13 protein-coding genes are annotated in these 17,849 nt (G+C 66.6%); 10 read left to right on the top strand and 3 right to left on the bottom strand.

Annotated features, from left to right (window positions below; translation table 11 throughout):
• Positions 1–130 precede the first annotated feature (130 nt).
• A complete protein-coding gene (locus LR961_RS17450) occupies positions 131–2,041 on the bottom strand; it encodes a peptidase M61 (RefSeq protein ID WP_232151246.1) in 1,911 nt (636 codons plus the stop codon).
• 43 nt (positions 2,042–2,084) lie between these two features.
• Positions 2,085–2,726: a DUF938 domain-containing protein gene (locus LR961_RS17445; protein ID WP_232151245.1), complete on the bottom strand. Its 642-nt coding sequence runs from the start codon at positions 2,724–2,726 to the stop codon at positions 2,085–2,087.
• 155 nt (positions 2,727–2,881) lie between these two features.
• Here LR961_RS17445 and LR961_RS17440 point away from each other — a divergent pair, with 155 nt between their 5' ends.
• Positions 2,882–4,510, top strand: a complete 1,629-nt coding sequence (locus LR961_RS17440; RefSeq protein ID WP_232151244.1) for a TldD/PmbA family protein — start codon at positions 2,882–2,884, stop codon at positions 4,508–4,510.
• Between the two features lie 323 nt (positions 4,511–4,833).
• Here LR961_RS17440 and LR961_RS17435 read toward each other — a convergent pair whose 3' ends face one another.
• Entirely contained in the window at positions 4,834–5,607 is a 774-nt protein-coding gene (locus tag LR961_RS17435; protein WP_232151243.1) for an SDR family oxidoreductase, read from the bottom strand.
• 103 nt (positions 5,608–5,710) lie between these two features.
• Here LR961_RS17435 and LR961_RS17430 point away from each other — a divergent pair, with 103 nt between their 5' ends.
• From LR961_RS17430 to LR961_RS17390, 9 genes are all read left to right on the top strand, one after another.
• Positions 5,711–6,619, top strand: coding sequence for a LysR family transcriptional regulator (locus LR961_RS17430; protein ID WP_232151242.1), 909 nt, complete (start codon positions 5,711–5,713; stop codon positions 6,617–6,619).
• Between the two features lie 223 nt (positions 6,620–6,842).
• On the top strand, positions 6,843–8,477 hold the full coding sequence (locus tag LR961_RS17425; RefSeq protein ID WP_232151241.1) for a TldD/PmbA family protein: 1,635 nt from the start codon (positions 6,843–6,845) through the stop codon (positions 8,475–8,477).
• Between the two features lie 22 nt (positions 8,478–8,499).
• Entirely contained in the window at positions 8,500–9,834 is a 1,335-nt protein-coding gene (locus LR961_RS17420; RefSeq protein WP_232151240.1) for a TldD/PmbA family protein, read from the top strand.
• Between the two features lie 200 nt (positions 9,835–10,034).
• On the top strand, positions 10,035–10,709 hold the full coding sequence (locus LR961_RS17415; protein ID WP_332311050.1) for a DUF4159 domain-containing protein: 675 nt from the start codon (positions 10,035–10,037) through the stop codon (positions 10,707–10,709).
• A gap of 16 nt (positions 10,710–10,725) precedes the next feature.
• The gene (locus LR961_RS17410) at positions 10,726–11,715 is read left to right on the top strand and encodes a MoxR family ATPase (RefSeq protein ID WP_232151238.1); all 990 of its coding nucleotides are present in this window, start codon (positions 10,726–10,728) and stop codon (positions 11,713–11,715) included.
• Between the two features lie 16 nt (positions 11,716–11,731).
• Positions 11,732–12,628 (top strand): DUF58 domain-containing protein, encoded by an 897-nt coding sequence (locus LR961_RS17405; protein WP_232151237.1) that lies wholly within the window; start codon positions 11,732–11,734, stop codon positions 12,626–12,628.
• Positions 12,625–13,779, top strand: coding sequence for a BatA domain-containing protein (locus LR961_RS17400; protein WP_232151236.1), 1,155 nt, complete (start codon positions 12,625–12,627; stop codon positions 13,777–13,779). Before LR961_RS17405 ends, LR961_RS17400 begins: the two co-directional genes overlap by 4 nt.
• The gene (locus LR961_RS17395) at positions 13,776–15,935 is read left to right on the top strand and encodes a DUF4175 domain-containing protein (RefSeq protein ID WP_232151235.1); all 2,160 of its coding nucleotides are present in this window, start codon (positions 13,776–13,778) and stop codon (positions 15,933–15,935) included. The genes LR961_RS17400 and LR961_RS17395 overlap by 4 nt, the downstream gene beginning before the upstream one ends.
• Positions 15,935–17,689 (top strand): carboxypeptidase regulatory-like domain-containing protein, encoded by a 1,755-nt coding sequence (locus LR961_RS17390; RefSeq protein WP_232151234.1) that lies wholly within the window; start codon positions 15,935–15,937, stop codon positions 17,687–17,689. Before LR961_RS17395 ends, LR961_RS17390 begins: the two co-directional genes overlap by 1 nt.
• Positions 17,690–17,849: the final 160 nt, after the last annotated feature.

The following is a 17,849-nucleotide window of genomic DNA, read 5'->3' as shown; positions in this document are numbered from 1 at the left end:
CGGGAGAGGGGTTGGGGTGAGGGTACGGGCGAAGCCTGGTGATACCGATTGGCACGAGGCTTCGCCCGGACCCTCATCCGCCCCTTTCGGGGCACCTTCTCCCAACGGGAGAAGGGTGCACGGGTTTCGTTCAACGCTGTTGCCGCCGCGGCGCCAGAATCTTCGTCAGCAGGTCCGCATTGCCCTCGATGCGACGCAGGTGCGGATAACGCAGGCCGTCGCGGTAATCGATGCGCACGGTACGGAAGCTGTCGGCCTGGCGCACGATCAATTCAATCGGTGTGCCGGCTTTTGCATCGATCACCGCCTGCTTCAAACGGCCGCCGTTGTAGGCCAGGCCATTGACCGCCAGCAGCGTCACGTCCTTGGCCAGGCCCGCTTTGAAGGCCGGGCTTTCCCAACCCACCGCCTGCAGCACACCGTCGTCACCGACCTTGATGCCCAGCGAGTACTGCAGGTCGGTCACGCCGTCGGCTTCGCCGTCTGCAACCACGAGATTGGGTTTGTCGTCGTAGTACAACTCCCAGCCGGCCGCCTTCAGGCCATCCGGTGCGCTGCCATCGCGTGCATCAAGGCGCTTGCCGATGAAGGCCTCCCAATCGCCTGGCTGCACCGCCTCCAGCGCCTGCATCACGTCGGCACGGTCATACAGACGGATCTCGCCCTGCGCGCCACCTTGATGGAAGCGCCGAGCAAAATCGTCCAGCGTTACCCTGCCCTTGGACAACGCACGCAGGCGCGCATCCACGCCCAGCCAAAGCAGGGTGCTCTCGTTGTAGAACTCGAAGGCGCGCTGCCAATCGGCCCAGGCCTGCGGCCTGGAATTGAAATCGAGGATGCCCTGGTGGACGGTGTCGTGCAGGTCACGCCATTGCCGTCCCGGTTGGCTGGCGTAGTTGGCCTGCAGCTGCGCCAGCATCGCCATCGCGTAGTCCGGTTTCCACAGGCCCGAGCGTGCAGCCAGCACCACCGCCCAATACTGGGTCTGGCCTTCGTACATCCACAGCTCATCGTTGTGCATCGGCGCGTTGTAATGCGGCACCCAGGTCGGGCGCGGGCGCCAGGCCTTGCCTACCCACGCATGCGCGTACTCGTGCGGCAGCAGGTCGTTGTCCAGGAACGGCCGCTCACCACGCAGGTAACCGTCGTGCATGCCGTTCTCGCTGGACTGCGCGTGTTCCAGGCCGATGCCACTGAATACGTCCGACACCGCCAGCAGGAAGTTGTAACGCGTGTACGGGCGCGTGCCGAACACCGTGTCGGCTTCGCGCACCAGTGCGCGGTGTGCGTCCAGCACCTTTGCATCGGCCTGCAAGGCCTGCGGGTTCTCGGCGACCACATCCAGCCACACCGGCTGCTTCGCGGCTTCGTCCAGTGCGAAGCGCTTGAAATGGCGACCCGCGAACACCGGCGAATCAATCAACGTCATCAACGATACCGGCGCGTAATGCTCGGTACCGCCATCTAGACGTGCTACATCCAGTGCACTGCCACTCTGCCAGCCCTCGGGCAAACGCAGTGATGCGTTGACCTGGATGCCGCGCGCATCGACACCGGCCGGATACAGCACCACGCGATGCCATTGCAGGTCGAGCATGTTCGGCGTCATCGCCACACGGCCCTGGTCCGATGCAGTGGGCGACAGATACTGGAATTCGATATCCAGCACGCTCACGCCTTCGGGCACCTGCAGCTTGAACGCGTACATGTCGCCGGAATCGCGCGTCCATTGCAGCGGTTGCCCGTTGCCTCGGATCAACAACCCGGCGATCTGGTTGATCGGGCCGGTCGGCGCGTGGTTGCCGGGAATCCACTGCGGATACCACAGCGTCAGCGGCCCGGGTGCTACCGGAATGCGCTCGCGAACGCGCTGGATGCGGCGGGTGATGTCGCTGGCATCCACCTCCAGTTCGATCACCCCGGGATAGCTGGCCTGCACCTGCATCGCGGCCTGTCGTGCATCGCTTTGCTGCGCCTGCACCGGCAGCCACGGCGACATGCCCAGCGCCATCGCCAACAACCAGTTACGTCCGTGCTTCACCACGCCCCACCCTCCCCGGAAGATTCTGCATCCTAGCCCGCATTCACCCGGGCATGCGTTGCCAGATCAGCAGGCGGTTGTTGGCCGGCATGGTGAGGTCCTCGCGCAACATCAGCCCTTGCGCATGAGCCAGCGCATCCACCGCTTCGAAATCGCGGATACCCGAACGTGGGTCACGTGCCTTCAGCCAGCCATCGAAATTCCGGTTGCTGTCGCTGGTAAACGCACCACCGTAATTGAACGGGCCGTAGGCGATGAACAGGGCCTGCGGTGCCATCAGCGCAGGCAGCCCGGCGAACAGGGCCTGCACGTTGTCCCAGCCCATGATGTGCAGCGTGTTGGCGGTGAACACCGCATCGAAACCGCTTGCATCACCGGCCTGCGGCAACAGTGGCAGCGGCTGAAGCCCCGGCGTTTCACCAGCAACCGCCTGCAAGGCGATGGCCGGCGGTGTGTTCGGCAGGGCCGCGTCCTGCAACCACAATCCGATGCCCGGCAGGTAATCGGGGTGATCGCTGGCCTGCCAGCGCAGCCACGGCATGGCCGCGGCGAAATGCACCGCGTGCTGGCCGGTGCCGCTGCCGATCTCCAGTAAATGCCGGGCATCACCCAGATGGCGTTGCAGCTCGGCGAGGATCGGCTCGCGGTTGCGATCACAGGATTCTGAGTAGGGTTTGGCGGTCATCGGGCTGGGGCAATGGAATGCATTGCCTGATTGTGCCGCAGCGGCGTTTTCGCACCACGCATGACCATGGTCACTTGTGCCGATGGTGCACCGCGTCCGAGATTCGGGGGTCTTGTGCGATGTCCTGCATCGCCCGCCCTGGAGTCCCGCTCACCATGCAACGCCGTCAGTTCCTCACCCTTTCCGGTCTCGGCCTTGCCGGGATGATGCTGCCCAACGCCCGTCTGATTGCTGCCGAGGAACTGCTGGCGCCGGTGGACGTGGCCAGGAAGAAGGCACTGGCCGACACCGTGCTGGCACTGGCCAGGCGCGGCGGCGCCAGCTATTGCGACGTGCGCATCGGCCGCTACCTCAACCAGGCCATCGTCACCCGCGAGGACAAGGTGCAGAACGTCACCAACAGCGAATCGGCCGGCATGGGCATCCGCGTGATCGTCGATGGCGCCTGGGGCTTTGCCGCCAGCAACCAGACCAACCCGCAGGGCATTGCCGCCGCCGTGGCCCAGGCCGTGGCGATTGCCAAGGCCAACGCGAAGATCCAGACCAAGCCGGTGCAGCTGGCGCCGACGCCCGGCGTCGGCGAGGTGCAATGGAAGACGCCGATCCGGCACAACGCGATGGCGGTGCCGGTCAAGGACAAGGTGGACCTGCTGCTGTCGATCAACGCCGCCGCGATCAATGCCGGCGCCAACTTCATCAACTCGCAGTTGTTCCTGGTCAACGAGCAAAAGTACTTCGCCTCCAGCGACGGCTCGTGGATCGACCAGGACGTGCACCGCATCTGGTTGCCGTTCACCGCCACCGCCATCGACAAGGCCAGCGGCAAGTTCCGCACCCGCGCCGGGCTGTCCGCGCCGGCCGGCATGGGCTGGGAGTTCCTCGACGGCAATGCCGCCGACAAGCACCAGCTGCCCGGCGGGGTGGTCGCCTACGGGCGCTCCTATGATCCGGTGGAGGACGCCATTGCCGCCGCCAGGCAGGCGCGCGAGAAGCTCACCGCTCCGTCGGTGAAACCGGGCAAGTACGACCTGGTGCTGGACCCGTCCAACCTATTCCTGACCATCCACGAGAACGTCGGCCACCCGCTGGAGCTGGACCGCGTGCTCGGCTACGAAGCCAACTACGCCGGCACCAGCTTCGCCACGCTGGACAAGCGCGACGCCGGTTATCGCTGGGGCAGCGACATCGTCAACTTCACCGCCGACAAGACCGAGCCGTACAGCCTGGGCGCGGTGGGCTACGACGATGAAGGCGTGAAGTGCCGGCGCTGGGATCTGGTCAAGGACGGCATCCTGGTCAACTTCCAGGCCACCCGCGACGAGGTGCATATCCTCGGCGAGAACGCGTCGCACGGTTGCAGCTACGCTGATTCGTGGAAGAGCGTGCAGTTCCAGCGCATGGCCAATGTGTCGCTGGCGCCTGGCAAGACGCCGCTGACGCCGGCGCAGATGGTCAAGAACGTGGAGAACGGCATCTACATCCACGGCCGCGGCTCGTATTCGATCGACCAGCAGCGCTACAACGCGCAGTTTGGTGGACAGCTCTGCTACCAGATCAAGAACGGTGAGATCACCGGCATGGTCGAGGACGCCGCCTACCAGATCCGCACGCCTGAGTTCTGGAATGCGTGCAGTGCGATCTGCGATGAACGCGATTTCCGCCTGGGCGGTTCGTTCTTCGACGGCAAGGGCCAGCCCGGCCAGGTGTCGGCGGTGTCGCACGGCTCGGCAACGACGCGCTTTGACGGGGTGAACATCATCAATACGGCGCGGTCGTTGGGCTGAGATCACAGAGCGGCCCTCATCCGCCCTCCGGGCACCTTCTCCCGTGAACGGGAGGAGGGATGGAAGAGCAACAGCCCGCTGCGGACCGCTTCAACGCCAGCAGCAGCGCCCAACGACGCGCTTTGATGGGGTGAGCATCATCAGTACGGCGTGCTCTCGTTGGGCTGAGATCGAGGAGCGGCCCTCATCCGTCCCTTCGGGGCACCTTCTTTCGCATGCGGGAGAAGGGAGCGACGCTGCAATCTGTACGTGCGCGCGGCGCTACATTCCCTTCTCCCGTTCACGGGAGAAGGTGCCCCGAAGGGGCGGATGAGGGGAAGCTTCTACCGCGTCGTATATCCCCCATTGACCAGGATCGTCTGCCCGGTCATCCACCAGCCTTCGGACACCAGGAAGCGCACCCACGGCACGATGTCGTGGATGTCGGTCAGGCCGGTGCGCGAGAACGGCGACAATGCCGCGGCGGTCTTGTGGTATGCCACCGCTTCGGCACCTTCGGCTGGATAGAAGAACGGCGTGTCCATCGGCCCTGGCCCTATCGCCGTCACCGAGATGCCGCGCGCGCCGAACTCCTTGGCCGCCGCGCGCGTGTAATGCTCCACCGGCGCCTTGGTGCCGGCATAGCTGGAGTAGAACGGGGTGAATGCGCCCAGCAGCGAGGTCACCAGCGTGCACACCCTGCCGTTGTCGGCCAGGTTGCGGCCGGCTTCCTTCAGGAAGAAGAACGCGGCCTTGTTGTTCACCGCGTCCATCTCGTCGAACTCGGCTTCACTGATCTGCGTCATCGGCTTCTTCAACACCTTGCCGACGGTGTTGACCGCGATGTCGATATGGCCCAGCGCCTGCCTCGCATCGGCAAACAGCTGTTCAACCGCTGCGGCATGGGTCAGGTCGGCCTGGAACAGATGCGCGCTGGCACCGGCGGCGCGTACCGCCTGGGCGGTGGCCTCGGCTTCGGCGCGCGCGGCGTCGCTGTTGTAGTGGATGGCGATGCCGCTGGCGCCGTGCATGGCCAGGTCACGGGCGAGCAGGCCGCCCAGGTTCTTGGCACCGCCGGTGATGAGGGCGGTCTTGCCGTGGATGCGGTGGTCGGTCATGGACAACTCCTGTGGCGGGAATGCCCACTGAGGCTATCGGCTTGGATTTCCGGATAAAGCCAGCCATCCTGACTTCACTTGTCGGCCTTTCCGGACAATCGCCATGGACCGTATCGAACTGTGCCGCGTCTTCGTCCGCGTGGTGGATTGTGCCGGCTTCACCCGCGCCGCCGACCAGCTGAACCTGCCGCGCTCCACCGTCTCCGAGGCGGTGCGCACGCTGGAGCAACGCCTGGGCACGCGCCTGCTCCACCGCACCACGCGCCAGGTCACGCCGACCCAGGACGGCTTGCTGTTCCATGCCCGCTGCCAGCAGCTGATCGCCGACATGGACGAGGCCGAGCAGTTGTTCCGGCAATCACCACAGGCGTTGAGCGGTCGGTTGAAGATCGATGTACCCGGCCGCATCGGACGGCTGATCCTTGCGCCGGCACTGCCCGCGTTCCTGCAGGCCCATCCGCAGATCGACGTCGAGCTGGGCATGACCGACCGCAGCATCGACCTGGTCGAAGATGGCGTGGACTGCGCGCTGCGGGTGGGGCCGCTGCAGGATTCGCGGCTGGTGGCGCGCGGCATGGGGCAACTGCCGCTGATCAACGTGGCCAGCGCCGGGTATCTCGCCGCCCACGGCGTGCCCGTTCATCCGCACGACCTGGATGCGCATTGGAGCGTGCTCTACGCCTCGCCGGGCAATGGGCGGGTGGAACCGTGGGAGTGGCGCGAGAACGGCACGTTGCATACCCGGCAGTTGCACGGGCGGGTGACGGTCAACAGTGCCGAGGCCTACATCGCCTGCTGCATCGCCGGGATGGGGCTCATCCAGATCCCCGCCTATGACGTGCAGCGCGAGCTGGCCGACGGCACGCTGGTGGAGGTGATGCCCAACCATCGTGCCGACCCGATGCCGATGCATCTGCTGTTCCCGCATCGGCGCCACCCCTCGCAGCGCCTGCGCGTGTTTGTGGAATGGTTGCAGGGGGTGCTGCCCGGCGTGGTGGCCGACAGGGGCTAGGCGCGGGCGCGACCTGGCTTCTTCCGTTCGCGCAATAAAGCGAAGCCGGGAAGCGCATGGCTTTCCGCGAAAAACCCAGCAGCAACCGCGCTTTCTATGCCTAAAGTCACTACCGCTGCAATCGCGTGCCCGCAAGAATCGAGCGGTTCGCAGAACACCGCGAAGCCATCGTCGTTCGTTGCCGTAACGCCCGCCATGCGGGCCGTGCCATTGGAGAGCAGCCTTGCAAAGACGTGACTTCCTCGCCCTTACCGGGCTCACTGCCGGTGGCCTGATGGTGCCCGGCTTCTTCGGCAAGGCCATTGCCGCCGAGCAGCTGCTCACCGTGCTCGACCCGGCACTGAAGAAGCGCCTGGCCGATGACGCGCTGAACGCAGCCCGCGCCGCCGGCGCCAGCTATTGCGACGTGCGCATTGGCCGCTACCTGCGCCAGTTCGTCATCACCCGCGAGGACAAGGTCCAGAACGTGGTGAACACCGAATCCACCGGCACCGGCATCCGCGTGATCGTCAACGGCGCCTGGGGCTTTGCCGCCACCAACGACCTGAGCCCGGCCGGCGTGGTCAAGGCCGCGCAGCAGGCCGCCGCCATCGCCAAGGCCAACGCCAAGGTGCAGACCGCACCGGTGCAGTTCGCCAAGGCGCCGGGCTACGGCGAGGTGAGCTGGCGCACGCCGATCAGGAAGAACGCGATGGAAGTGCCGATCAAGGACAAGGCCGACCTGCTGCTGGGCGTCAACGCCGCGGCCATGGGCGCCGGTGCCAGCTTCGTCAATTCGATGCTGTTCCTGGTCAACGAACAGAAGTACTTCGCCTCCACCGATGGCTCCTACATCGACCAGGACGTGCACCGCATCTGGGCACCGATGACGGTCACCGCCATCGACAAGGCCAGCGGCAAGTTCCGCACCCGTGGCGGGCTGTCCTCGCCGATGGGCCTGGGCTTCGAGTACCTGGACGGCGATGCCTCCGGCAAGACCGTGCTGCCCAACGGTGTGACCGTGTACGGCCAGTCCTACGACATGCGCGAGGACGCCATCGCCGCGGCCAAGCACGCGCAGGAAAAGTTGAAGGCACCGTCGGTCAAGCCGGGCAAGTACGACCTGGTGCTCGACCCGTCGCACACCTGGCTGACCATCCACGAAGCCGTCGGCCACCCGCTGGAACTGGACCGCGTGCTCGGCTACGAAGCCAACTACGCCGGTACCAGCTTCGCCACGCTGGACAAGCGCGAGCAGCGTTTCCAGTACGGCAGTGACAAGGTCACCATGTTCGCCGACAAGACCCAGCCCGGCTCGCTCGGCGCGGTCGCCTATGACGATGAAGGCGTCAAGACCAAGCGCTGGAACCTGATCACCGACGGCAAACTGGTCGATTACCAGACCATCCGCGACCAGGCGCACATCCTCGGCAAGACCGAGTCCGACGGCTGCTGCTACGCCGACTCGTGGTCCAGCGTGCAGTTCCAGCGCATGGCCAACGTGTCGATGGCACCGGGCAAGACGCCGCTGTCGGTGGCCGACCTGGTCAAGGACGTGGAGAACGGCATCTACATCATCGGCGACGGTTCCTTCTCCATCGACCAGCAGCGTTACAACGCGCAGTTCGGTGGGCAGCTGTTCTACGAGATCAAGAACGGCCAGATCACCCGCATGCTCGAGGACGTGGCCTACCAGATCCGCACGCCGGAGTTCTGGAACGCCTGCAGCGCCGTGGCCGACGAACGCGATTACCGCCTGGGCGGTTCGTTCTTCGACGGCAAGGGCCAGCCGGGCCAGGTCTCGGCCGTGTCGCACGGCTCGTCCACCGCCCGTTTCGACGGCATCAACGTCATCAATACCGCGCGCAGCCTCGGCTGATCGTCAAGGAGCTTTGAGAACCATGAGCATTTTCACCGAACAGGAAGCCAAGGCCATCCTGGACAAGGTCATCAAGCTGTCCAAGGCTGATGAGTGCACCGCCACGCTGGCCGGCTCGGTCGACGGCAACATCCGTTTCGCACTGAACAACGTGTCCACCAGCGGCATCGTCAGCAATGCCGAACTGGCCGTGCAGGTGGCCTTTGGCAAGCGCGTGGGCACCGCCTCGATCAACGAGTTCGACGACGCTTCGCTGGAGCGCGTTGTGCGCCGTGCCGAAGACCTGGCCAAGCTGGCGCCGGAGAACCCGGAGTTCGTGCCGGCCATCGGCAAACAGACCTACCGCTCCACGCCGACCTTCAGCGCCTCCACCGCTGCGATCGACCCGGATTTCCGCGCCAAGGTCGCGGCTGATTCGATCGCACCGTGCCGCGGCCACGGCCTGATCGCCGCCGGCTTCCTGGAGGATGGCAACGGCTTTGTCGCCATGGCCAACAGCAACGGCAACTTCGCCTACCAGACCACCACCAACTTCAACTACACCTGCACGGTGCGCACCGAAGACGGCCGTGGCTCGGGTTGGGTGGGCCGCAACCTGAAGGACGCATCGGACTTCAAGGCCGACCAAGACATCGAGATCGCCAAGCGCAAGGCCACCGAATCGGCTGATGCCAAGGCGCTTGAGCCGGGCAAGTACACGGTGATCCTGGAGCCGGCGGCCGCTGCCGGCCTGATCAGCTTCATGATGAATTTCTTCAGTGCGCGCACCGCCGATGAAGGCCGCAGCTTCCTGTCCAAGAAGGGCGGTGGCAACAAGCTCGGTGAGCAGGTCTACGACCCGCAGGTGAATCTGTTCGCAGACCCGTGGCACCCGGACGCAGCGGTGCTGCCGTGGGACAGCGAAGGCATGCCGCGCGAGCGCATGGCCATCATCGAGAACGGCAAGATCGCCAACCTCAGCTACTCGCGTTACTGGGCGCAGAAGCAGGGCAAGACCGCCAACGCACAGCCGGGCAACCTGCTGATGAGCGGCGGCACCAAGTCCATCGCCGAGCTGGTGCGCGGCACCGAGAAGGGCATCCTGGTCACCCGCACCTGGTACATCCGCATGGTCGACCCGCAGACCGTGCTGCTGACCGGCCTGACCCGCGACGGCACGTTCTACATCGAGAACGGCCAGATCAAGCACCCGGTGAAGAACTTCCGCTTCAACGAATCGCCGGTGATCATGCTCAACAACATCGACGAACTGGGCAAGCCGGTGCGCGTGGCCGGTGACGAGTCCAGCTTCGTGATGATGATCCCGCCGATGAAACTGCGTGACTTCACGTTCACTTCGTTGTCGGATGCGGTGTGATTGATACTCCTTCTCCCACCGGGAGAAGGTGCCCGAAGGGCGGATGAGGGTACGGCGCGAAGCACTGTGGCATTCAGCACCATCAGGCTCCGCCCTGCCCTCTCCCCAACCCCTCTCCCACAGGGAGAGGGGCTTCAGCGCCCCAGAGATTTTCTACTTTGCTCCAGTCCCGTCTAACGCGAGCGCAATTCCTGCAGCTGCTGCTTGGCGGCGCAGTGGCGGCCGCATTGCCCGAACGGGCCAACGCGCAGGCCAGCCGCTACGACTTCTGGTTCACGCGCCTGAAGTACGATTCCGGCGACTGGGACGTGGACGCGCGCATGCCGTCCAACCTGATCACCTCGCTGGTGGACTACACGACGCTGCGCGTGGACCCCACCGAACACGTCATCGCGCTGTCCGACCCGAAGATGCTGCGCGCACCGTTCTGCTACCTGGCCGGGCACAAGCTGGTCGAGTTCAATCCCGACGAGCGCCGCAACTTCGAGCGCTACGTGCGCAACGGCGGCTTCGTCTTCGTCGATGACTGCAACCACGACATCGACGGCCTGTTCGCCACCTCGTTCGAAGCGCAGATGCGCAGCATCTTTGGTGCCAACGGCCTGAAGAAACTGCCCAACAACCACGCGCTCTACAACAGCTTCTTCAAGTTCCCCGAAGGCCCGCCTGCCACCGGCTTCGAGCTCAACGGCTGGGGCGATGACCTGATCCACGACTACCTCAAGGGCATCGAGATCGATGGCCGCCTGGGCGTGCTCTACAGCAACAAGGACTACGGTTGCGAATGGGACTACGACTGGCGCAACAAGCGCTTCCTGGCCGAAGACAACACCAAGTTCGGCGTGAACATCGTGATGTACGCACTGACGCACTGACCCCACTGGTGACCGCATGACCGCTCCTTCCCACGATCTCGATTCCCTGCTGCCCCGCCTGGGCGAACTGCGCGGTGCGCTGGCGCAGGCGGTGGTTGGACAACACGCCGTGGTAGAGCAGCTGCTGATCGGTCTGCTGGCCGGCGGCCATTGCCTGCTGGAAGGCGCGCCCGGCCTGGGCAAGACGCTGCTGGTGCGCTCATTGGGGCAGGCGCTTGAGCTGCAGTTCCGGCGTGTGCAGTTCACGCCCGACCTGATGCCCAGCGACATCCTCGGCACCGAGCTGCTGGAGGAGGACCACGGCACCGGCAAGCGCGCATTCCGCTTCCAGAAAGGCCCGATCTTCACCAACCTGCTGCTGGCCGACGAACTCAATCGCACCCCGCCGAAGACACAGGCCGCGTTGCTGGAAGCGATGCAGGAACACACCGTCAGCTACGCCGGAACGACTTACACACTGCCCTCGCCGTTCTTCGTGCTGGCCACGCAGAACCCGATCGAGCAGGCCGGCACCTACCCGTTGCCGGAAGCGCAGCTGGACCGCTTCCTGCTGCACGTGCGCGTGGATTACCCGGACGAAGCCGAAGAACGCGACATCCTCGCCCAGACCACCGGCAGCAACAGCGGCGTGGTACCGAAGGTGATGGACGCCGAGGCGGTCAAGGCCTTGCAGGCAGCGGTGCGCGACGTACACGTCAGCCCCGACCTGTTGACCTGGATCACCCGCCTGGTCCGCGCCAGCCGCCCCGGCGACGCTGCGCCGGCCGAGGTCAACAACTGGATCAAATGGGGCGCCGGCCCGCGCGCCGGCCAATCGCTGGTACTGGCATCCAAGGCGCGTGCGTTGCTGCACGGCCGCTTCGCTGCCACCCGCGAGGACGTGCTGGCACTGGCCGCACCGGTGATGCGCCATCGCCTGTTGCTGTCCTTCGCTGCCGAAGCCGAGCAGAAGAGTGCCGATGACGTGATCGCCGCGCTGCTGCGCGCCGTCCCGTTCCCGGCCTGATCGACCACACGCAGTGATGGCGCCCGCTCCACCGCTGATTCCCGCCGACGTACGCAGCCGCCTGCGTGCGCTGCGGCTGACCCCGCAGCGGGCCAGCGGCAGCCGTGGCATCGGCATGCACGCCAGCCGCAGCCGCGGCGCCGGGCTGGAATTTGCGCAGTACCGGGCCTACGAACCGGGCGATGAGCTGCGTCAGATCGACTGGAAGCTGTACGGCCGCTCGGACCGCTTCTTCGTGCGTGAATCAGAACGCGAAAGCCCGCTCACGGTGTGGCTGATCCTCGATGCCACGGCATCGATGCAGCAGGCCGACCAGGCACGCCGCGAGTGGAACCGTCTGCACGCGGCCAAGGCACTGGCCGGTTGCGTGGTCGAACTGGCGCTGCAGCAGGGCGATGCGTTCGGGTTGATCGCCATCAACGGCGACGGCCTGCAACTGCTGCCGGCCGGCAATGGCCTGCGTCAGCGCGACCGGATGCACCTGCAACTGCATGGGCTGCACGCACGCGGGCAATGGCCCGTCGGGGAGCAGCTGAAGCCGATCTGGGAACGTATCGCCGCGCATGATCTGGTGGTGATGATCGGCGACGGCTTTGACGAGGCGGCGATTGAACTGGCCGAACGCCTGGCCAAGGCCGGCCGCGACGTGGTGCATCTGCAGCTGCTCACCGTCGAGGAGCGCGACTTCCCGTTCCGCGATGGTCACCGCTTCCGTGATCCGGAAACCGGGCAGGAACTGCTCAGTGATGGCGCCAGCGTCCGCGCCGACTATCTCGCACGCTTTGCCGAGGCACGCCGCACCCTGGATGCGCGTTTGCAATCGGCCGGCATCCGCCACGACACCGCCTATCTCGATGAACCGCTCGATGCGCCGCTGCAACGGCTGTTTGCGCGGCGCGGAGGCGGTGCATGAGCCTGTTGTGGCTGTTCCCGGCAGGCCTGCTCGCGCTGGCCGCGTTGCTGTTGCCGCTGCTGATTCATCTGGCCCGGCGCGACCAGCAACAGCTGATCGATTTTGCCGCGCTGCGCTGGTTGTCGGCCAAGCCGCGCCCGCGCCGCCGCATCCGTTTCGACGAATGGCCGCTGCTGCTGGTGCGCTTGCTGCTGCTTGCGCTGTTGGCGGTGCTGCTGGCTCGGCCTGCACTGGAAGGCCTGCGCGATACCACGCCCCGCGTCGCGGTACTGCCCGGCGTGGCCTTGGACAAGGCGCATGCCGTTGTCGCTGAGCCGGAAGCGCGTTGGTTGTGGCTGGCGCCGGCATTCCCGCGCATCGAGCCGGACACGACGCCACCGCACACGCAGCAGCCAATCGCCAGCCTGCTGCGCGAACTGGATGCGACGCTGCCAGCGGAAGCACCGCTGACGGTGATCGTTCCTTCGCTGGTCGATGGCTGGGATGCACAACGCCCGCAGTTGTCGCGCGCGGTGCGCTGGCAGGTGATCGAAACACCCGGCACACAGGCGGCGCCGGCAACACGCACTGCACCGCAGTTGCAGGTGCGCCACGACGCCGAAGGCAAGGCCGCGTTGCGCTATCTGCGTGCGCTCAACCACGCGTGGCAGCCCGATACCGAACTCAACGTGGCCGATGATGGCCAGGCCTTCACCGACAACCCCGCTGTGCGGGTGTGGCTGTCGAGCAAGCCGCTGCCTGCCGACCTGCTGGCCTGGGCCGACCGTGGCGGCACGTTGCTGGTTGATGCGCGGCTGCCGGTTCCGCAGGGCGCGCAACGGACGCCGTTGTGGCATGACGACGCCGGCAACCTGTTGCTGGAGCAGATCACCCACAACAACCAGCGCTGGTGGCGCTGGACCGGCACGCTGGAGGCGGCAACGATGCCCGCGCTGCTGGACGCACGTTTCCCGCAGCAGCTGCGGTCGTTGCTGCAGCCGCTGCCCGCACCCGTCCGCGCCGCCGCCGAATCGATGACGCCGGACACCGGTGCAGCCAGCTACCCGCAGCCGGCACGCGAACTGGCGCCGTGGCTGATCGCAACCATCGCGCTGCTGTTCCTGCTGGAACGCTGGATGGCCAGTGTGCGTCGTCGCCGGGGGCTGGCATGAGCCGGCACCCGCTGCTGCAACGCGCACGCCGCCGGGTGCTGGCGATCAGCGTGCTCGGCGGCCTGCCCATCGCGCTTGCACTTGCACTGCTGACATGGCGCATCGCCGATACGGACGTGGCGACAGTGGTACTCACCGTTGCCCTGCTCGCCGTCGCCGGGCTGGCGATGTGGCGTGCGCGTCGGCTGGATGGCGCGTGGCTGGTCACACGGCTCAACGAGCATCCACGCTTCGAGGACAGCGCCGACCTGCTGTTCGCCGCGCCGGCTGCATTGAACCCGCTGCAGCAGCGTCAGCAACGGCATGTGCAACAACGCCTGCGCGAGAGCGCGCCGGATCTTCGCCAGGCATGGCCGGTGAAACACCTGCTGTTGTGCGCCGGCACCGCGCTGTTGATCGCGGCGGGCGCAGTGGCGTGGCCGTCTGCCACGGCCGGGCGTACAGGCGCCGATGTCGCGGCGACCGGGGCGGCATCCAGCAATCCGCAGGCACCGGCGCTGCGCGCCACGCGCCTGCGGGTCACACCGCCGGCTTACACCGGCCAGGCCGCCACGGCGGGCGAGAAGCTCGACGTGCGCGCGGTGCAGGGCAGCCGCCTGCACTGGCAATTGCAGTTCGCACCGCAGCCACAACAGGCTTGGTTGCAGTTCCATGATGGACGGCGCCTGCCGCTGCAACGCGATGGTGAGCACTGGCAAGCCGGTGAAGCGCTGCAACGCCCGGGGCTTTACCGCATCGTCACCGAGCCGGCGCTGGCCACACCGGGCCGCGCTTACCGGCTCGACGTGGTGCCCGATCGGCCACCGCAGGTGAAGGTGCTGGAGCCGACGCAGACGCTCAACCAGGCCACGCCCAACCAGCGCCAATGGCAGCTGCGTTTCGAGGCCACCGATGATTTCGGCATCAACCCCGGCGCCACGCTCGACATCACCACCGCCAAGGGCAGCGGCGAGAACATCGAATTCCAGCAGCGCAGCGTGCCGCTGTCCGGCAGCGGGGCGGCCACCGCGCGCCGCTTCGGCTACAACGCTGACCTGGCCGCATTGGGCGTGGGCCCCGGTGATGAAGTGGTCGCACGCCTGACCGTGCGCGACAACCGCAACCCACAGCCGCAGGAAGCACGCAGTGCCAGCCTGATCCTGCGCCTGCCCAGCGAACAGGAAGTCCAGACCAGCGAACTGGAAGGCGCGATCAAGAAGGTGATGCCGGCCTACTTCCGCAGCCAGCGGCAGATCATCATCGATGCCGAAGCGTTGCAGAAACAGCGCGGCACGCTGGATGCGGAAACCTTCATCAAGCGCTCGGACGCCATCGGCGTGGATCAACGCATCCTGCGCCTGCGCTATGGCCAGTTCCTCGGCGAGGAAGCCGAAGGCGGCGCCAAGGCGCCACCGACCGGCGACATGCCCACCAGCGACGCACCGGCTGCCGATGCAGACAACGACCACGCCGATGAGCACGCGCACGGCGACGGCCACGATCACGGCAACAGCACCGCCAGCGAGGGAGCGCCGGTGTTCGGCAGCGCCACCGACGTGCTGTCCGAGTACGGCCATACCCACGACCACGCCGAAGCGGCCACCCTGCTCGATCCGCAGACCCGCGCCATCCTCAAGGCCGCGCTCGATCAGATGTGGCAATCCGAAGGCCATCTGCGCCAGGGCCATCCCGACAAGGCGCTGCCGTTCGCATACAAGGCGCTGGGCTTCATCAAGCAGGTGCAGCAGGCCGAGCGCATCTACCTGGCACGCGTTGGCAGCGCGTTGCCACCAATCGACATGGCCCGGCGCATGACCGGCAAACGCGATGGCCTGGGCAATCGCAACGTGGCAATCCCTGCGCGGCCGGACGGCGACCGCACCGTCAGCGATGCCTGGCAGGCGCTGGCGCATGGCGACGGCAAGGTGGATCTGGATGCGCTGTCGCGTTGGCTGGACTCCCACCCGAACGCCTGGCCCGACCCGCTCGACGTGATCGCCGCCATTGATGAAGTGCGCCAGCAACCTGATTGCCAGGCGTGCCGGCAGCGTCTGCGTGACCAGCTGTGGCCAGCGCTGCAACGGCCGCACGGACCACCGGCACGACGCAACGCCGGCGATGCCGCTGGACGGCGCTATCTGGATGCCCTGACCGCACCGCAGGAGCACGCACGATGATGTCGTGGTTGCCCATCGTCGTGATCGTGCTGGCCGTGGCGGTTGCCAGCGTGCGTCTGTGCATGCCGCCACGCCCGCCGCGCGTGCGGCTGATCGCATTGCTGGTACTGCAGGCCGCTGCGGCGGCGCTGCTGTACTTCACCTTGCATCCACCGCCGCGTGCGCTGCAGGCCGACACGCTGGTGATTGCCACCGGCGGCGCGAGCGCCAACGCTGTCGCTGCCATTCCGGCCGCCACGCACCTGCGCCTGCCCGAAGCTGCGGTGATGCGCGAGGTGCCGGCCGTGCCGGATCTGGCCACCGCACTGCGTCAGCATCCCGGTACGCGCGAACTGGTGATCGTCGGCGATGGCCTGCCCGCGCGTGATCGCGGCACCGCGATGCCCGCCGCGCTGCGTTTCATCGCCAGCCCGCCACCACGCGGCCTGGTGGAACTGCATGCACCGCCGCTGCTGGTCCCGGGCGCACGCTTTGTTGTGGGCAGCCGTGTGCAGGGCATGAGCAACGTGCGGGTCGAACTACTGGACCCTGCCGGCCACCGCGTCGACATCACCACGCCTGACGCGGCGGGGCGCGTGCATCTGGCGGCCAGCACGCGCGATGCCGGTGATACGCAGTTCACCCTGCGCGTGCTCGATGCGACCGGCAAGGTGCTCGACCAGCTGCCGGTGCCGGTACGCGTACAGGCGATCGTTGCGCCGACGCTGCGCCTGCTGGCCGCTGCGCCGGGGCCGGAATTGAAATACCTGCAACGCTGGGCCAGCGACACGGGCGCATCGCTGCAGACCGGCATCCAGGTCGGCGGCGGCGTGCAGCTGGGTGATGCTCCGGCGGCACTGGACGCTGCAAGCCTGGCCAAGCTCGATCTGCTGCTGCTCGATGAGCGGCGTCTGGCAGCATTGTCGTCGGCGCAGCGCGGCAGTATTGCCGGCGCCATGCGCGGCGGGCTCGGTGTACTGGTGCGGATGAGCGGGCCGCTGGATGCCAATGCGCGCCGCGCATTGCGCGAATGGGGACTCAACGCCGGCGGTGGTGAGCGCACCACCATGGTGAAGCTGCCCAACGTGGACAGCGGCGATGGCAACACCAGCAATGAAAGCGCCGCGCTCACCATCGAACGCTTCAACCTCAGCACCGCCGGCAACGACACGGTGCCGCTGCTGCATGCAGCCGATGGCAGCAGCATCGGCGGATGGCGCGCAGTCGGCCAGGGCCGTCTCGGCGTGTTGCCGGTGAGCGACAGCTACACGCTGGTGCTGGCCGGCCATGCGCAGCGTCACGCCGAACTGTGGAACGACGTGCTGGCAACACTGGCCCGGCCACTGCCCACGGCGCCACTGGCGGCATTGCCGGCTTGGGGCTGGGCCAACGAACGCAACGTGCTGTGCGGCCTGCCTGTACGCAGCCAGGCCATCGGCGCCGACGGTAAGCGCAGCGAACTGCTGGCCGATCCGATGGCCGGCAACTGCAGCGGCTGGTGGCCCACGCAGCCGGGTTGGCACACGCTGGTGGCGGGTCAGGCGCAGGCAACGATGATGCTGCTGGACCCCGCACAGGCACGTGCCCTGCACACGCAACAGATGCGTGACGCGACCTTCGCGATACGTGGCAGCGATGGTCCGGGTAACGTCATCCGCGTTGACGCACCCGGCACGCGTTGGCCGTGGTTGCTCGCCTTCATCCTGGTCAGCGGATTGCTGTGGTGGCTGGAGCGACGCAAGCCGCACAGTCCCGCTCCTGCAGGAGCGGCATAAGCCGCGATGCCGGTGGAGCGGAGCCACGCTCCGCTGAAACGCTCCCGGCGAAACCCCTGCCGAGCATGGCTCGGCGCTACCGATGGCGGATGCGCGGCCTCGTTCTCCGGGCCGTTGGCGATTGGATCCCCCAGGTTGTGACCGGCATCACCCTGACAAT

It is taken from the genome of Stenotrophomonas sp. SY1 (assembly GCF_021202945.1).
Classification (GTDB): domain Bacteria; phylum Pseudomonadota; class Gammaproteobacteria; order Xanthomonadales; family Xanthomonadaceae; genus Stenotrophomonas.
The sequence above is the reverse complement of the archived record's forward strand: the minus strand, read 5'-3'. Positions and strand labels throughout refer to the sequence as shown.